Genomic DNA, 17,689 nt, shown 5'->3' with positions numbered 1-17,689 from the left:
TCAGTCAAACAGCTTGTCGCCTTCGAAGACGGGGGTACCGTCGCGAAGGGATTTCAGATCGCGCATCAGGGATTGGATCAAGCGCCAGATCATCAGCGCAAATCCAGTTGGAACGGCCATCAGGAACCAGACCTTCGAGACCCGCAAACCATCCGTTACCGATCCGAACTTGGCCGAGACATGCACCGCCTCGTAGGACCAGTAGAGCGCGATAACCGCCACAACGAACATCACCAGATCACCGAAGATATACAGCAGTGCCTTGGGCCGCTGCGGCAGGTAATGCATGACCACATCGATGCGGATGTGCGCGCGTTCTTTGACCGCGGCCGCGGCCCCGATCCAGGCGAGGTAGATAAAGGAATACCGGACGATCTCTTCGCCCCAGATCGAGGAATAGGCGAAAATCTCGCGCCGCAGCACCTCGATTGCCATGGTGATGACCAGCATCACGTAGAACACCAGCAGCAGCCAGCGCTCGGCATCCCGGTCTATTTTCTGAAGTACAGTCATGTCCGGTCCCAATTCTTGGCAGCACTTCAGAAGGCAGTCACGCTAACCGCTTAAATATGCTGCTTATTGTGGAGCAAACGGGCGCGCCGCAGCGCACCCGCCTAGATCGCATTATGCGTCGTGGACGTAGTATTTGCCCTGCGTACCGGCCGCTTCGACAAGCTTCTCGAAGTTGTCCATCGACCCGGCCAGCTCGGTCTTGAACGGATCCCAGTCGGCGTTCTGATAGCCGCCTGCGTCCTGCCATTCGGCCAGTTGATCGTCGCTGAGCGAGTGGAACTGCACGCCCGCCTTGTTCAGTTCCGCCATGGCATAGGCGCGCGCAGAAGGCACCTTGGACAGATTCTGGTGGCTGGTCATTTCCGAGCCCCACATGATGCCTTCCTGCACATCGGCGGGCATCGAGTTGAACCATTCCAGGTTACAGGAATAGACCTGACTGTCCGGCACTGCCTGGGTAAAGGTCACGTGGCTGAGGATGTCCTTGAAGCCAAAGACAAACAGCGCGCCCACGGACGGGTCAAGCGCATCCGCCACACCCTGTTTAATGGCCGAGGGGGTCTCACCCCATGCCACCGGCGTCGGGTTGGCACCGACCATGCGGTAATACTGCTGCAGCATTTTCGAGCCCGGCACGCGGAACTTGATACCGCTCATATCGCCCGGGGTGAGAACGGCATCGCCGCCCTGACGGACCGCAACCACGCGCGGATCGATGACAACATAGAACAGCGCCTTGAAGCCCGCGGCCTCGACCTTGGGATGCACTTCGTTTTTCCAGGTGTCGGAATGCACCAGGTTGGTGAACCGCTGGTTCGAGCCACACAGATACGGCATGTTGATCAGGTCGACGGTCGAAGCAAACGGCGCAAAGTTCGACAGCGAGTGCTGCGCGGCCTGAATGGTTCCGCCCTGCACCTTCTGCACAAGCGAGCCACCTGCACCCAACTGACCACCCGGCGCCAGTTTCACGTAAACCTTACCATTGGTGGCGTTCTGGATGTTTTCTTTCAGGTCCAGCTGCATGATCGGATAGCTGCGCGACGCGCCCAGCACATAGGCCGTTGCGATGGTCATCACATGATCGGCTGCCTTTTCCCGCTCGCTTTCTTCCTTGGCGGTCTGCGCTGCGGCCTCGGACGACCAAAGCACCCCGCCTGCCCCTGCGACCAGCGCCGCCGTGAACGCCCCACTGGCGCTGAGTTTCAGAAAATTGCGACGTTCTGCGGACGCCAGCTCGTTCTTGTCGTTGTTCATAAATTGCCCTCCCAAGCAAAAAATTCAGCCGCCGTTTTCGGTGTCCCGGTCGGCCTCCTTTTTCAGAATTGCGACAACGAACAGGATCGACGCCGCGAACAGGACCAACATCTCTCCGACATCCCCAAGAAACGCTGCGTTCGAGAAAGCACCCAACGCAACATTCGCAAAGTAGATGACGAATACGACAATCGAGGCTGCAAGAAACATTTCCGGGACTCCCTATAGAATCGGTCCAATTCCATTTGTAAGCGCTTACATCACAAATGCAAGCGCTTACATTGATGCTTTTCCCTGCCCGCGGAACGGGGTAGAGTTAAGAGAAATCGAAACCTGAGTTTGAAGATGCCAAAACCCCATTCCGCGCCAACCCTGGATGACGTCGCCAAAAAGGCGGGTGTGTCCACGGCAACGGTGTCGCGATGCCTGAACAATCCGCAGCGTGTGGTCGAAGCGACCCGCGCCCGGGTGATGACGGCGGTTTCAGACCTTGGATATACGCCGAACTTCGCAGCGCGTGTCATGGCAGCCAAGCGTTCATTCACAATAGGCGCGATCATCCCAACCATGGAAAACGCGATCTTTGCCAGAGGGTTACAGGCCTTTCAGGAGGAAATTCACAGCCAGGGCTACACCCTGCTGGTCTCTAGTTCCGCCTATCAGCCAGAAGCCGAGGAAGAACAGATCCGCACCCTTGTCGCGCGCGGCGCGGACGGGCTGTTGCTGATCGGACATGACCGCGATCCGCGCATTTTCGACTATCTGGAAACGCAGAAAGTTCCGGTGGTCGTAGCCTGGTCATTTGCCCCGAACCAAAGCGCCCCGTCGGTCGGGTTTGACAACCGTCAGGCGATGCAGGCCTTGGCGGAACAGGTGATAAATCTGGGCCATACGCGCCTTGCCGCCATATCCGCGCTTACCAAAGGCAATGACCGGGCGCGGTTCAGAATCGAAGGGATACGGGATGCGATGCGGGCAAATGGCCTGCCCGAGACCTCTCTGTCGGTGATCGAGACGACTTATGAAATCGAAAACGGCGCCGACGCCTTCGGGCGGCTGATGTCCCTGCCCCAGCGTCCGACCGCCGTGTTGTGCGGCAACGACGTGCTGGCCGTTGGTGCGGTGCGGCAGGCGCAGAAAATGGGTATCTCAATCCCGGATGAGGTTTCCATTACAGGGTTTGACGATATCGAGCTTGCACGGATCATCACCCCATCACTGACAACCGTGCACGTCCCCCATCGAGAGATGGGCCGCAAGGCCGCCGCCGAGCTTATTGACATGATCAAAACACGCTCGACCGGGACTTCGCTGCGGTTGGACACCACCGTCGTCACCCGCCAGTCGCTGGGGCCAGCGCAAGCTACTTCCCCGTAATCGTCTTGCGCCTTTTCTGCATCCTCTCGTTCGCCTCGACGGTGCCATCGTGGAACGAGCCGAACCATTTGTCCCACGGCATTTCGAGCGAGCCGTAGTTACATTCGAAATACCGGTGATGCATCTGATGGTGGAACGTGCCCAGCGCCAGCCGGTTTTTGTCTTTGATCACCAGCCCCTGAAACCCGGTATGCGTCGTGACCGCCGTCAGCGTGTAGTATTGCAGGTGGAAGATAATATGCAGCGGATGCGCGCCGATGACGAAATGGATCAGGACGGACCCCAGATAAATCGCATGCTCTGCCGGGTGCATCGACAGGCCGGACCACGGCCCCACATTGATATTCCGGTGATGGACCGAATGGATGTGTTTATACAGAAACGGAATGTGGATCAGCCGGTGGATCCAGTAGAAATAAAAGCTCTCCCATAGTGGGATCAGCAGGAAGATAGCAACAAACCAGATCGGGTTTGCAGCCCAACTGACATACGGGACAAAGCCGTTTGCCATCGACCAGAACATCAGCACTTCGTAAGCGGTCCAGAAAAATACACCGGAACCGAGCGTCCAGAACATATTATCCCGCACCTGACCGCCCAGAGTGAACTGTTTACCCTTCAGCATCAGGGGCCGGGGGTCGTATTTCAGCCGATCGCCTTGGGCCGAATACCTATAAAACCACAGGTGCAGCAGCCCGGCGATGCAAAAGATCAGCACCAGATTGCGAACGTAGATTTGCGCGATCCAACCGAACTGCAACTGCGTCGTCTCTGCCAAGGATGGGCTGAGCCACAGGTAACAGGCGCAGGAAATCAGCAGGATAATCAGCTTTTCCGAGATCAGCAGCCAAGAGTCCCAGACCCAGCGCAGCATCCGAACCGGCCTGAGCGGCCAGGTGAAAAAGGGCGAGACCTGTATCGGAACCTCGGGCATGTGGTTCCAGCCTTTAAGCTTTGCGTCAGACATAAGCGCGATCCCGGTGCGATGACCCGATCAGTGTGGCACGAAGCGACGCCCTGCACCAAGAACTAGCTTGATACGCCCGCGCTAACCGTCGGCCCCGCTGGGCAAGGTTCTGAACTCGTTCTCCATCCAGCGGTGTTTTGCGCCGATGGGGTCGCAATAATTGGTTTGGATCAGTTTACCGAGAACACGGTGGATCAGCAGAGAGGTCGATCTTGGATACACATCCGTGGTGAACAGGGACACGGTGCGCACAAAGTTCCGGCCCGGGAAGGGCTGTGCATTAATGCTGTCATGAAACCGCCGCGCGCGCCGAAAACTGGCCGCCGTGGTCACCGCCCACCCGCTACCTTCGGCCACAAGCCCGACGATGGATTGATTGCATTCCAGCTCAAACCGGTTGGGCAGGTTGTACTTGCTGCGCGTCAACTGAATCTCGATCTGTTTCCCGATGGTATAATCGCGGGAATAGCGCAGGAAAGGCAGGTCCGAGTCGGGTTTCAGCACATCCTCAATCGACCCACCGAAGGATTTAGGCAGAATGACAATGAACGGATCCCGCAGCAGCGGGTATTCGACCAGCCCATCGGTCTTGCCCGGTGGCCGGGTCGCGACGCCTGCATCCAGCTTATGTTCCTGCAGTTTCGCGATGATTTCGTGGCTGGGGCGGGTGAAATGGCGGAAATTGCATCGCGGCAGGGTTTGGGCGAGATAGCGAAACAGCTCGGGCGCGACCTGATTGTCGAAATCGTCGATCAGCGCCAACCGCAGGGATGTGGCATGCAGCCAGTTGCCGGATCGGATTTCCGCCTCTCCCCGTTTCAACACGGTCAGACCTTCGCGTACGTATCGAGCGAACACCTCTCCGGCGGGGGTCAGGCTCATGGGGCGTCGGGTGTGGTCGACCAGATCAATCCCCAACGCGGTTTCCAGACTACGCAAATGGTTCGAGACAGTGCTGATCGATAACCCGGTTTCCGAAGCCGTCTGTTGGATGGACCCGGATTTGGCAATCAGCTGGAACACCTCCAGCCAGCGCAGGCTCAGCGATTTCGACATAGGCGCGCCTCCTCCCGCCCCTTTCTTTCGGTAAAATCGAAACAGAGAATCGTCGGATCGGCAATGTTCAATTCGGAGTTCGGCCACCGAATGCAGCACGGTTGGCCAAAAACCGGGCCGTTTTCGCCTAGCTGCGCATCCGCTCGAACTGTGGATCATAGGGGGACGGGGCGATGATCTTTGCCTCGGCCCGCGTTCCGCACATGTCGATGTCAAACGTGGTATCGACGCTGGCCAAGGGCGCATCGACGAAGGCATAGGCCAGGTTCAATCCCGTCCGATGCCCCCAATCGCCCGACGTCACCGTCCCGACCACACGGTCCCCTTGCATTACCGACGCGCCTCCATGCGCCGGGGCGTGGGTGGCGTTGACCGCGAGGGGCACAAGGCATCGCGACGGCCCCTTGGCGTGTCGCTGGGCCAATGCCTCCCGCCCGATGAATTCACCCTTGTGCGGTTTCACAAAACGGGCCAATCCCGTCTCATAGGGATCAAATTCGGTGATCAGGTCGGCTTTCCAGTGCAGAAATCCCTTCTCCATCCGCATCGAGTCAACCGCGCGCGCCCCGAACAGGCGCATGTCAAACGCGGCACCTGCCTGTTGCAAGGCAAGGTATGCGGCATAAAGCGAAGCGTTGGGCACGTGAATCTCATAGGCCAGTTCACCCGAGAAACTGATATTCATCACCATCGCGGGTGCGATGCCCACGAAACACTCTCGCACGCTAAGCCAGGGGAAGGCGTCCGCCGACCAATCGCCCCGCGCGCAGGCAGACAGAACCGCGCGCGCGTTCGGGCCCGCCAGCACAAGGATCGTCTGGTCATTGGTCAGGCTTTTCAGATGCACATCCTCGTCCGTGCGCAGATGTCGGATCAGCCAGTCCATATCATGAAACTCGCTAGCCGCCGCCGAGCCGTACCAGACCCGCGCAGGGCCGCGATCGCTGGCGGGCAGGTTCGCAACCGTCGCTTCGCCTTTGATCATTCCGTGATGGTTCAGCAGATAACCCAGCCCGACCCGCCCCTCGCGTTTCGTCACCGTGCCGCAGAACATGCGATCCAGAAAGGCATGGCGATCCGCGCCGGTGATCTCGATCCGGTTGAACCCGTTTACCTCGGCCAGTCCGACATTTGTCTGGATGTTCTGCACTTCTGCGGCGACAACGTCGAACGTTTCGTCAAAATCGAAGCCAAGCGTCGGCTCAAACTCAGAACTGGGTTTTATGTAATCGACACGTTCCCACCCATTCACCACCGTGAATTCGGCACCAGCCGCAGCCAGAACCGGGGTCAGAGGCGTGGTCTTAGCTGGACGACCGGCAGGACGGTGTTCATGCGGAAAATGAAACCTGAATTCGTTTTGATAGTCCTCAATCGCCTTCAGCGCCGTGAGTTCGACATTCGCGTGCCCGGTAAACCGGCGCGGATCGAGGCACCATGTGTCATAACACGCCTCACCATGCACGATCTGCTGGGCCAGCAGCCAACCGTGCCCACCACCCTCGCCCAACCCGGCGCGTAGCCCGATGATGCAGAACGCGTTGCGCTTGCCGGGTATCGGCCCGACTAAGGGCGCGCCGTCTATGGTGTAGGTGATCGGGCCATTGACGACCGTATGAATACCGACCTCCATCAAGGCGGGCATCCGCGCAAAGGCCCCTTCCAGAACGTCCGTCACCCGGTCCAGATCATTTGGGCACAGAGCATTGACGAAATTGGGGTCGATCCCGTCCATGCCCCAGGTTTTGCAATCCTGTTCGTAAAACCCCACCAGCAATCCGTTCTTTTCCTGACGGCAATAATAGTCGCTGATCGGACATCTGAGCAGCGGCATTCGGTGCCCGGCATCGCGAATGGCCGCGATCTCTTCGGTCAGGAAATACTGATGCTCCATCGAGGAAACCGGATGATGCACCCCTATCATCGCGCCAACCTCGTTCACACGATAGCCACAGGCATTCACGACGATATCGCAGTCGATATCACCATGTTCTGTCTTAACGGTCCAGGTGTCGTCGCTGTGCTGGATCAATCCGATCACGGGCGTGTTGCGATAAACCTCGGCCCCTGCTTTCCGGGCGCGTCGCGCCAAAGCCTGACACAGTTGCGCCGGGTCAATATCACCATCCAAAGGGTCCCATAGCCCGCCGATCAGGTTATCCGTGGAAATCAAAGGGTGCCTGCGGGCGCATTCCTCGGCATCGATCACCTCAAACTGCACATCCATCCCCCGCGCCATCGAGGCAAAATGGCGATAGCCCTGCATCTGCGCCTCGGTATTGGCCAGCCGAATGCCGCCATCACCGTGGTGGTAGTTGATCGGGTAATCGGGGTCTTCTGCCAGCTCTTTATACAGCCGGATCGAGTGGGATTTCAGCCCGACCATCGTCTGGTTCATGCCGAAATTCGTCACTTGCGCGGCCGAGTGCCATGTGGTGCCCGATGTCAGTTCGTTCCGTTCAACCAGAACCACATCACTCCACCCCTCTTGCGTCAGATGGTACAGGGTGGAACACCCGGCGATCCCCCCTCCGATCACAACGACCTTTGTGCGTGACTTCATCGCGCGCTCCTTCCTGCGTCGGTCAGATGGTGGGGACAAACAGGACTTCTCAGCAACGCGCCTTTTGTTGCTTTGAAAAAATCGAAACTGTGGTTTTAGATTTCGAAAGGCTGATTTCTGGTTTTGCGGGCCGCGATATGTGAGTTTTACGGTGGGACCAGACACGACGGAGGAGCGCCCCGCGCATGGCATCGGACGGAAACAGAAGAAGCGGTCGCAAGGCCCGTCATGCCCAACGCGCGGCCAAGCCCGAGGTTGATCCCTGCGCGCCCGGTCAGGTTGGTGGTTTCTACAAGCCGCTGACCGAGGGTGAGATTTCCCGGATCTTCGACACCGCGCTTCGTCTGCTGGAAACGCTTGGCATGGGCGAAGTCCCGGATCGTTTGCGCAAGGACCTGCTGGCAGCAGGCGCGTTGGAGGCTGAACATGACCGCGTTTTGTTCCCGCGCGCGATGGTCGAACGTGCAATCAACACGGCGGCAAAAACTTTCACCCTGCATGGGCGGGACGAGGCCCGCTCGATCGAAGTCGGAGGCGATCGGGTGTTTTTCGGAACCGGAGGGGCTGCGGTTCAGACGCTGGACCTTGAGAGCGGTGTTTATCGCCCTTCAACCCTTGCCGATCTGCATGATTTCACCCGCCTGCAGGACACGCTGGCCAATGTCAGCTGGTTCACCCGTTGCTGCGTCGCGACAGATGTACCCGATGTTTTGGATCTGGACGTGAACACCGCTTACGCGCTGGTCAAAAACACCACAAAACCCGTCGCGACATCGTTCACTCTGGCCGAGCATGTCGCACCTATTGTCTCGCTTTTGGACATTGCCGCAGGTGGCCCCGGCGCATTTTCCGAACGGCCGTTTCTGAAGGCGCATATCAGTCCCGTAATTTCTCCGTTGCGATACGGTGAAGATGCGGTGGACGTGGTTTATGAATGCGTCCGGCACAACATCCCGATGTCCTGCATCACCGCCGCGCAGGCCGGCGCAACAGCCCCTGCGACGCTGGCCGGGTTTCTGGCGCAATCGCTGGCCGAGACACTGGCCAGTCTGGTGATGGTCAATACGATCCAGCCCGGCTTTCCCATGGTGTTTTCCAACTGGCCCTTCATCGTGGATCTGCGGACCGGGGCATTTGCGGGCGGCAGTGGCGAGACCGCCATCCTGAACGCGGCCTCGGCCCAGATCATCAACTGGCTGGGCCTGCCCTCGGGCGTTGCGGCCTCGATGACGGACGCCAAGGCCATTGACGCGCAATATGGGGTTGAGAAGGGCATGACCTCGCTGGCGGCGGCTTTGGCGGGCGGCAACCTGATCTATGAAAGCTCGGGCATGACCGCGTCGCTATTGGGTGCGAGTTTTGAAGCCTTTGTGCTGGACAACGAAATGCACTCTCACACATATCGCGCGCTAAGGGGGATCGAAGTGACCGAGGAAAATCTGGGCTTCGAGGCGATCTGCCAGTCGGTTCTGGGTGATGGTCACTTTCTCGGCAGCTCTCACACCTATGAAGCGATGGAGCGGGACTATTTCTACCCTGCCCTTGCAGATCGAACCGAGCCGCGCACGTGGCAAGAGGACGGTGCAAAGGACGCCTGGACCAACGCCCGCGAACAAGCCATCGAGACCTTGCAAACACATCACCCCACCTATCTGACGCCCGAGCAGGATGCAGAGATTCGCAAGCGGTTTCGTATTCTCTACTGACCGCAAACTATGGATTGGCGACACACCGCCAGCCGATTAGGGTCACACCGACACGGATCAGGGGACACCATGGCAGACGCATTTTTTCAACCGGTATCGGCGATGGACCTTGCCCGCTTTGCGGGTGTTCCAACCTTCATGCGCCTGCCGAACCTGACACCCGAGCATGAGCGATACAAAGACGTCGATCTGGCACTCGTCGGCATCCCATGGGACGGTGGCACCACAAACCGACCCGGCGCGCGGCATGGTCCCCGGCAATTGCGCGACTATTCCACCATGATCCGCGCCATGAACCCGGTGACCGGCGTCAGCCCATTTTCCTTGGTGAACTGCGCCGATCTGGGCGATGTTGCGCCCAATCCGGTCGACATTGACGACACTCTGGATCGCGTGACCAGCTTCTACGGTCGTCTTGTGTCGGGTGGCATTACGCCGCTTACCGCTGGCGGGGATCATCTGACCACCCTGCCCGTGCTGCGCGCGCTTGCTACGTCCGGTCCGCTGGGTCTGATCCAATTCGACAGCCATACCGACTTGTTTGACACCTATTTCGGCGGCCACAAATTCACCCACGGCACCCCGTTCCGCCGCGCCGTCGAAGAGGGTCTGGTCGATCCCAAACGCTTTGTGCAGGTCGGCATTCGCGGCACCGCCTACAATACCGAGGATATCGAGTGGGGCGAGGCGCAAGGCATTCGCATCATCCGCATCGAGGAACTGTTCGACCGCGGCATCGACGATGTCATGGCCGAGGTTCGACAGATTGTCGGCACAACCCCGTCCTATTGCACCTATGACATCGACTTTGTCGACCCGACCTACGCCCCCGGCACAGGTACGCCTGAAATCGGTGGACCCAACAGCTTTCAGGCGCAGCAGGTCATTCGCCAGATGTCCGGCGTGAACCTTGTCGGCGCCGATCTGGTCGAGGTCGCCCCCCCGTTCGATCCAAACGGGGGCACGGCATGGCTTGGTATTTCACTGATGTTCGAACTGCTCTGCGTGTTGGCACAGGCCGTGGATGCGCGGCGCTAGCTGACGTTTTCGGCAATCATCGAGATCATCTCGAACATCACCGCCGCAGCCGTCAGCGCGGTGATGTTGTTCGGGCTGTCCTTGGTCGGCATCATGCAGACCACATCCCCGCCAATAATGTTTAATCCCCGCGCCGCGTGCAAAAGGCCCACAGCCTCATCAATATCGAACCCTTTCTCGCCGGGTTCCAGATTGGAGACGGCAGGCGCAACAGTCGGGTCAAGGCAATCCAGATCGAAGGTGATATAGACCGGACGGTCGCCCAGCACCTCGCGCGATTGCGCCACCACGTCGGCCAGGCCGCGCTGCCGAAACTCGCGCATTGTCACGATGTTATAACCGTAGTCATAAGATGGCTGGAGCCAGTCCAGACTGCGCGGATGCCCCCTAAGTCCGATTTGCATGGATCGGCTTGGATCAACCTGCCCCTGATCAGCCAGATACGCGCCCCAATGTGCTGCCGACTTCTTGGCACCCAAGAAGTGATCGACCTTGGTGAACACGTCCGTGTGGGCGTCGAGATGCAGGAAACTTACGGGCTCGCCCCCCGCAAGCTTGCCACAGCCCAGCGCCTGAACGATACCGCCTGTGATCGAGTGATCGCCGCCAATGGAAACCGGGCGCGCACCGGCGGCATCGATATCTTTGTAGAACTTGGTGATCTGCTCGATACAGGCTTCGTTGTCATTGGCGCGGGGAAAGGGCACGTCGCCCACATCCGCGATTTTCGCACTGGTCCACGGGTCGATCTGAAACAGGGAATGAATCCTGCGCTGCACAGCCGAAACATGACGCAAAGCGCGCGGACCCAGATGCTGGTCCCGCTCGGTCGTGCCGTTACCCGTGGAATGCGGTACACCGACCAAGGCGATGTCCTGCCCCTCGGGTCCTGTGTTGGGGCAGCGAAACAGGGTCGGCACACCCCACCAGTACAGATTATCCATCATGGATTGTTCGTAGCGATCTACCATCCCGCTCTCCTTCAATGAAAAACGCCCCCGGCGGGAACCGGGGGCGTTTGCATTCAGATTTTCTCGTCTTCTCGCCGGAAGGCACCCTGCACGATGCGGTCGATGACCATGGCGCAGAACAGGATGGCAAAGCCGCCCAGCAGGCCCGGCCCCTTGGCCGCGTATTGCAGCGCTTCAAGGATTTCCTTGCCCAGGCCCCCGCCGCCGATCAGTGAGATGATCACCACCATCGACAGGCACATCAGGATGGTCTGGTTTACCCCGGTCATGATCGAGGGCAAGGCCAGTGGAATCTCCACATCCTTCAGCAATTGCCATTTCGAGGCTCCAAAGGCGACCGCAGCCTCTTTGATGCTTTCAGGCACCCCACGCATCCCCAGCGCCGTCAGGCGGATCACGGGGGGCATGCCAAAGATGATCGTGGCCAGAATGCCCGGTGGGTTGCCGGTGCCAAAGAAGGCGATGATCGGGATCAGGTAGACGAAAGCAGGCAAGGTCTGCATCAGGTCCAGCACCGGTTCCGCCGCGCGATAGGCGCGCTGAGATTTACCGAACCAGATGCCCAGCGGAATGCCGAACACCACGCACAGGATCACCGCTGCACCCACCAGCGCAACCGTCTCCATCGCCACGTCCCAGTATCCCAACAGCGCGATATACGCCAAGGACGCCGCCGTGAAGATTGCGACCCGAGGGCCAGCCGCCCGCCAGGCGGTCACGCAGATGACCAACATGACCACCGGCCAGGGCGACCCGATCAGGGCAATGGTCAGCGCATCCAGAACGGATCGGACACCTGCGACGATCCCGTCAAAGACATCGCCCCCGGCGGCGGCGGCGGCATCAATCTGCGCCTCCATCCAACTGGCAAGCGCTGAGAACAGCGTCCCACCATCCTCGCCCAAAAAGACAGCCGAGACCTCTTGTTCCGGGAAGGCGTCCAACAAGGGCAGCGATGCGTTCACGGTGAACTTGTAGACGATCAGAGGCCCGATGGCAGCGATCAGGATCGCGCCCATAACGATATTCCGCGTGGACCGCCCGCTTTCCGTCCTGTCCGGATTGATCCGCCAGTTCGAATACTGTTTCTCGTACACGCGGTCGGCGTAGAAGCCCTGAACCACCTTGAAAATCAACAGCATCAACAAACCGGTGATCAGGATACCCGTCGCCTCGGACTGTGCCGCCAGCGCGCGTTCCAGGCTCGTGTCCGCCGCTTTCTGGATATTCTCGGCCAGTTTGGTGAAGCGGTCGATATCAGCCTGCTCGGTCGCCTCGGCAGCCCGACCCATCAACTCGTCCGCGCGTTCCTGCTGACGCGCCGCCCGGTCGGCAAATTCCGCACCCGGATTGCCCCAGGCTCCGCGCCCGATCTGGACCCAGGCGATGATCTCGAGGATCAGGAAGGTCCAGAACATGCCCCAAATGGCGCGCGACGCCGACCAGAACGGCCCCAGCACGGCGGCCCACAAGTTGAACGTGTTCGGGATCGCACTGGTCGCGTCGTGGATCTTGTGAAACGCGTTGACGTAATAGTCGCCGTTTGGCCCAGCGAATTCGTGGATCGAGCGATCCAGAGTCTCGCGGTCGACTTCGATATCCGAGGCGGCGGTGACCTTCATTTCCATGGCTGCATCAGTCATTTTTGCCCCCCTGAATTCCGCGCAGCAATCGTGGCTTGGTAACGACACCCACATCCGAGCCAGCATCGGTGATGACCACCGGCATATCCGTATTCACGGCCAGATCGATCAGCTGATCCAAATCGGCCCCTTCATCCGCTCGCGGCGCGCCATCCAGCGGACCGGAATAGCTGGCGACCGGCTCCATGATCGAATGCGCCTTGACCAGTTTCAGTTTCGAGATGCCCTGCACGAACTCGCGCACATAGTCGTCTGTCGGGTTCATCACGATATCTTCGGGCGTGCCGATCTGAACGATCACGCCATCCTTCATGATGGCGATCCGGTGGCCGATGCGAATGGCCTCATCCAGATCATGGGTGATGAACAGGGTCGTTTTCTTCAACTGCGCCACAAGCGCCTTGAACTGATCCTGCAATTGCAGGCGGATCAGCGGGTCCAGCGCCGAGAACGGTTCGTCCATCAACAAAATCTCAGGGTCCGAAGCCAGTGCCCGCGCAATCCCCACGCGTTGCTGCATCCCGCCTGACAGCTCTTTGGGCAGGCGGTCTTCATAACCGGTCAGGTCCACAAGGCCCAGCGCGTGGTCTGACACCGCCCAGCGTTTGGACTTCGACACTTTGCGAATTTCCAGCGGATAGGCCACATTATCGCGGACAGAGCGATGCGGCATCAGCGCCATATGCTGAAACACCATTCCGATCTGTTGCGCGCGAATGCGGCGCAGTTCTGTTTCGGAAATGGCTGATACATCCTTGCCCAGTATCTCGATCTTGCCCGCCGTGGGTTCGATCAGGCGGTTCACGTGCCGGACCAGAGTGGATTTACCCGATCCCGACAGCCCCATGATGCAGAAAATCTCGCCGCGCGAGACTTCGAAACTGGCGTCCTGCACGCCGACCACACAGCCAAAACGCTCAAGTACCTGTGCTTTGGTCAGACCCTCTTTCAGGACGGCTTCCATGGCTTCGGGCGCGCGGTTGCCGAAGATTTTCCAGACATGTTCAAGTTTAACGACAGATTCGTCCATTTGCCCCCCATAAGGCGCGGTTTCGCCAGGCAGATAGGAAAAGGGCCGTCGCGATCTGTCGCAACGGCCCGGGTTTCATCGGCTTAGTTGGTCAGCCAGCCAATCACCGTGTCTTCGTTGTCGGCCACCCATTGCTGAGCGAAATCCGATGCTTCAATATTATCCACGGCCAGCGCCTTGCCCATCGCGCTCAGGTCGTCGCCCTGCATCTGATAGTTGCGGAACAATGCGGCCACTTCGGGATAGGCCTCTTCCAGTTCTTTCGCATAGTGCAGGTGCAAGGTCGCACCGTTCCAGGCTGTTGATGCTTCGGACTTGGCCAGCCAGTCCGGATCATCGGTCGGCTGGACAATCGTCCAGGTCGCCGGATCATGGGCGGGTTCTTCCAGCACAGTCAGGTCCTGCGTCACGAAGATGTAGTGCGGGCTATAGCAGAATCCGATCCACGGATCGCCTGCCTTGGTCGCGTTGGCCAGATTGGCGTAGGCGATGGTCTCTTCGTATTCGGTCAGGTCGAAGATCTGATCATAACCATATGATTTCGCGCGTATCTTCTCGACCACGGTCGAGGCCCATCCGGGCGCGCCGATCCATACCTCAGGCGTGCCGTTACCGTCTGTGTCGAAAATGGCCATCTTGTCCGGATCGCTCAGGTCATCAATCGATGTGATGCCGTGCTGTTCCGCGATGTAGGTCGGGATACACATGCCCTGTTCGGCCTGAACCGGGTTTTCGTTCATCACGACGGTGCCGTTATCCTTGACATAGGTGTCATGCAGGTTCTGCTGGTTCGGCATCCACACTTCGGGGTGGACATGCATTGAACCGCTGTCCATCGCCTCGAACACGATGGGGTTGGTGCCGTTTTGCAGTTCGACATCCAGGCCCAGATTCTCTTCGATGACAACCTCAAGGATATGCGCCGTTGCGTTGACCGAGGCCCAGTTTGGTACGCCAATCACGATGTCGGCCGCAAAAGCCGGCAGGGCGACGACTGCAGAAGCACCACCCAGTAGCAACGATAGTTTTTTCATAAGATCTCTCCATGTTGAACTTTATGGGGCACGGTGTTTCAGCAGGTCCCACCCACCCGCGCCTGTTCTTTTTTGACAACACGTGTGTTTGCAGCTTGTTAGTCTGCACCCATTGGCGATACACGTGTTGGAAAAGTGAAACATGCGAATGTATTGCGCATCAAGCGCGACACAGCAGAAACGAAGTTTGTTCGAAATTACGAAAACCAATATTCGAGATTTTCGGAATTACTTGCCGAATTGCGTATGTCTTCGGCGAAAACCATAGGGCAAAGGCAACGCTTTCCACAATTGCTGCGGGAGAAGCGCAACGCGCCATGCACGCAAGGCACAGCTTACATTATGCAGTTGTCTGATTGCAGCGCGACCTGATCAGCAGCAATCGCATTTGCACGTCGCGACGTAGCTGTCGCAATGGTTCGGCAATACGGCGACCGCAACCAGAACGGGGCGCGAAATGCAGCCATCGGCACTGACGCGGGCATAGGCGACCTCGCACCTGTCCACGTCCACAAGGCGTTGATTATTGTCATCCTTGCGGGCCTTGGCAGCTGAACTTGCCGTACCTGCCGTGCTTGCGGGATCGTCTTTGTGGAAAACCGAACAATCGATATTTACGACAAGTTGAACCACCTTTTCCTCGCAAGGACCAAGCGTGAACTTTGTGTCCGACAGGGCCGCCGCCCAGCCAAGATCGCGCCCGCTGGCGGTTGAAAAGCTGCTCAGCGAAACGGTGACGTCGCGGGTGCGGCGCGAGTCATTTGAGAAGGTCAGCGAGATAACGCGTCGTTCAGAACAGCGCGCTTCGATCAGCACATCGCCATCGCAGATACAGCAGTCGCAGCAACTGTCGTGCCCGCACGGGTCACAGTCGCAGCCACAATCGTCGTAATAGGACCGCCGCGCATCTGGGACGCCGTACAGGCTTTGGGTATAGGCTTGTATCTGCGTATACCCCTCGCGCAGGTTACAGAGATAGTCGTCGACGGTCATCATCCGCATGCCCTGCGTCCGGTAGCAGTAGCCATAAAACACCTCGGGGTTTCTGCCCTTCCCACTACCGCGCCGTGTCATGGTTCTTTGCATTTTCTTGCCTCCTCATCACAGACAGAGCGTTCAAACCGCCAGAATGTGCACTGTCACTGTTTCAGACAAAATCCGGATGGCCGCGTTGGCCTCGACCCCTTTGGGGATCGTGCCCGGTATCGTGAATTCCCACATTTGCGAGACCGTCTGCCCCGCAGCCACCGTTACCGGATCGTTCTTGACCTTGAGTGGTGTGAAGCTTTCCAACTCGGCATCATAGCTCAGCGACATGGCCTTCATGACGTCGTCCAGAGTCCGATCCGTATCGCGCAGTTTCTTCAGGGTCTCGCGCTGCGCCCGGCAATGCAACAGGTCCAGATCCAGTTGCACGGCCCCAATGGCGGGAACATCGACCGGCACATTGCCGTGGTTTCGAAACGCCATCAGCTTTTTGACCTTGGTTCCGGCGGCGCCGACCAGAAACACCTCATCTGGGTTGATCTCGAAATCCACCACCTCGGTCACGATAACCTCGGCCGGGTGGTCGGTGCCATCAACGGGCAGCGTCATCGCGTAGATACCCGGCGGGGTCGTCGGGCTGAGCGATACTGTAACCGGCACGGACTTGCTGGCCCCGGCCCGCAGTTTCACCCGCGGCAGGTCCACGGATAGTGTGGGTTTCGCTGCCGCAGCCCGCGACCCCCGGCCCGATGTGGGTTTGACCTCTGTCAGTTTCAAATCACGCAGGGCTTTGCGTTCCGCACTTGCGTTGCCCAGGTTCAAGGTGCCGTGCACCGCGCCGGGTGCGCCCACCAGAACAAGTGGCTCAAGAAGTGTGACATCCGGCGTCTTGGTCTTTGCAGCCCTGGCCATATCGCACCCCTATTTGATGTGAATTTTGACGCCGCCCGAGGATGGGCTGGGCTTAGCCGTTTTCGACCCACCGGACGGGGCCGAGCTTTGCGCAGGCAATTGGACCGAGGGGCGGAAGGGCAACTCTTCGTAGACCTGCTTGCTTTCGCCGCTATAGGTTACGCCGTAATATTCGACGCCCATATAAGTCACGCCGATATGGTGGTGATAGGGCTGGCGGATGATACCGGTCGGAAGCTTGCCGTAATTGACGGTCGTGCACAGATCCAGCGCCACAGGTTTCAGATCAATCGACAGCGGCTTGATCTCAAGCGTCAGGTCGGTGGTGTTTTCGCTGACGATGGGTTCCGAGATTTTCAGGTCCTGAACGCTCTCGGTCTTGATCGGATCGCCGCCTTCCAGCTTGGTCTCGGTCTTGATCGGTGTTTGACCCCCGTTCAGCGTGACACCGATATCGTCGAGGCCGTTGATGGTGACATCGGCATCTGTGTCCGAGTCGATTGTGATGGGTCCGTTATTGACGTTTACGGTGCTGCGGCCACCGCCACCTTTGCCTCCGCCCCCTGGCATAGTCACCTCCAAATCCATTCCGGTGCTCGCCGCACCTGAGTAAGCGCTTGGCACGAAAACTGTGC

At 58.8% G+C, this 17,689-nt stretch carries 16 protein-coding genes; 3 read left to right on the top strand and 13 right to left on the bottom strand.

Annotation, left to right across the window (positions count from 1 at the left end; translation table 11 throughout):
* From ACR0KX_RS05155 to ACR0KX_RS05145, 3 genes are all read right to left on the bottom strand, one after another.
* On the bottom strand, positions 1-513 hold the full coding sequence (locus ACR0KX_RS05155) for a TRAP transporter small permease (RefSeq protein WP_170451644.1): 513 nt from the start codon (positions 511-513) through the stop codon (positions 1-3).
* A 111-nt stretch (positions 514-624) separates the two neighbouring features.
* Positions 625-1,770: a TRAP transporter substrate-binding protein gene (locus tag ACR0KX_RS05150; protein ID WP_170451646.1), complete on the bottom strand. Its 1,146-nt coding sequence runs from the start codon at positions 1,768-1,770 to the stop codon at positions 625-627.
* A 24-nt stretch (positions 1,771-1,794) separates the two neighbouring features.
* Positions 1,795-1,980, bottom strand: a complete 186-nt coding sequence (locus ACR0KX_RS05145) for a hypothetical protein (RefSeq protein ID WP_170451648.1) — start codon at positions 1,978-1,980, stop codon at positions 1,795-1,797.
* Between the two features lie 135 nt (positions 1,981-2,115).
* On the opposite strand from ACR0KX_RS05145, the gene ACR0KX_RS05140 reads away from it, so the two are divergent.
* The gene (locus ACR0KX_RS05140; protein ID WP_170621555.1) at positions 2,116-3,147 is read left to right on the top strand and encodes a LacI family DNA-binding transcriptional regulator; all 1,032 of its coding nucleotides are present in this window, start codon (positions 2,116-2,118) and stop codon (positions 3,145-3,147) included.
* On the opposite strand, the gene ACR0KX_RS05135 is transcribed toward ACR0KX_RS05140, so the two are convergent.
* The 3 genes from ACR0KX_RS05135 to ACR0KX_RS05125 all read right to left on the bottom strand — a co-directional run bounded on the left by ACR0KX_RS05135 (position 3,134) and on the right by ACR0KX_RS05125 (position 7,733).
* Positions 3,134-4,114 carry a sterol desaturase family protein gene (locus ACR0KX_RS05135; RefSeq protein ID WP_170621554.1) on the bottom strand — a complete coding sequence of 327 codons (981 nt, stop codon included), beginning with the start codon at positions 4,112-4,114 and terminating at the stop codon, positions 3,134-3,136. The two genes, ACR0KX_RS05140 and ACR0KX_RS05135, sit on opposite strands and share 14 nt — an antisense overlap.
* 81 nt (positions 4,115-4,195) lie before the next feature.
* Positions 4,196-5,170, bottom strand: coding sequence for a LysR family transcriptional regulator (locus tag ACR0KX_RS05130; RefSeq protein WP_170451653.1), 975 nt, complete (start codon positions 5,168-5,170; stop codon positions 4,196-4,198).
* 127 nt (positions 5,171-5,297) lie between these two features.
* A complete protein-coding gene (locus ACR0KX_RS05125; protein WP_170621553.1) occupies positions 5,298-7,733 on the bottom strand; it encodes a GcvT family protein in 2,436 nt (811 codons plus the stop codon).
* Between the two features lie 185 nt (positions 7,734-7,918).
* Here ACR0KX_RS05125 and ACR0KX_RS05120 point away from each other — a divergent pair, with 185 nt between their 5' ends.
* Complete coding sequence (locus ACR0KX_RS05120) at positions 7,919-9,439, top strand: trimethylamine methyltransferase family protein (protein WP_170517648.1); 1,521 nt, start codon at positions 7,919-7,921, stop codon at positions 9,437-9,439.
* Positions 9,440-9,508: 69 nt separating this feature from the next.
* Entirely contained in the window at positions 9,509-10,477 is a 969-nt protein-coding gene (locus ACR0KX_RS05115; protein WP_480707993.1) for an agmatinase, read from the top strand.
* Here ACR0KX_RS05115 and ACR0KX_RS05110 read toward each other — a convergent pair.
* The 7 genes from ACR0KX_RS05110 to ACR0KX_RS05080 form a co-directional block, all read right to left on the bottom strand.
* Positions 10,474-11,448: an arginase family protein gene (locus ACR0KX_RS05110; protein ID WP_480707992.1), complete on the bottom strand. Its 975-nt coding sequence runs from the start codon at positions 11,446-11,448 to the stop codon at positions 10,474-10,476. The genes ACR0KX_RS05115 and ACR0KX_RS05110 overlap by 4 nt on opposite strands.
* Positions 11,449-11,501: 53 nt before the next feature.
* A complete protein-coding gene (locus ACR0KX_RS05105; protein ID WP_480707991.1) occupies positions 11,502-13,091 on the bottom strand; it encodes an ABC transporter permease in 1,590 nt (529 codons plus the stop codon).
* Positions 13,084-14,121, bottom strand: coding sequence for a glycine betaine/L-proline ABC transporter ATP-binding protein (locus ACR0KX_RS05100; RefSeq protein WP_170451665.1), 1,038 nt, complete (start codon positions 14,119-14,121; stop codon positions 13,084-13,086). The genes ACR0KX_RS05105 and ACR0KX_RS05100 overlap by 8 nt, the downstream gene beginning before the upstream one ends.
* Before the next feature lie 83 nt (positions 14,122-14,204).
* Complete coding sequence (locus ACR0KX_RS05095) at positions 14,205-15,155, bottom strand: ABC transporter substrate-binding protein (RefSeq protein ID WP_170451667.1); 951 nt, start codon at positions 15,153-15,155, stop codon at positions 14,205-14,207.
* A gap of 372 nt (positions 15,156-15,527) precedes the next feature.
* The gene (locus ACR0KX_RS05090) at positions 15,528-16,241 is read right to left on the bottom strand and encodes a hypothetical protein (protein WP_170451671.1); all 714 of its coding nucleotides are present in this window, start codon (positions 16,239-16,241) and stop codon (positions 15,528-15,530) included.
* Between the two features lie 30 nt (positions 16,242-16,271).
* Entirely contained in the window at positions 16,272-17,054 is a 783-nt protein-coding gene (locus ACR0KX_RS05085; RefSeq protein WP_170621550.1) for a hypothetical protein, read from the bottom strand.
* A 9-nt stretch (positions 17,055-17,063) separates the two neighbouring features.
* Positions 17,064-17,624 (bottom strand): hypothetical protein, encoded by a 561-nt coding sequence (locus ACR0KX_RS05080; protein ID WP_170451674.1) that lies wholly within the window; start codon positions 17,622-17,624, stop codon positions 17,064-17,066.
* Positions 17,625-17,689: the final 65 nt, after the last annotated feature.

The organism is Ruegeria sp. BG5, from assembly GCF_056538425.1.
Note: the sequence above shows the minus strand (reverse complement) of the source record. Positions and strands in the feature narration are given on the sequence as shown.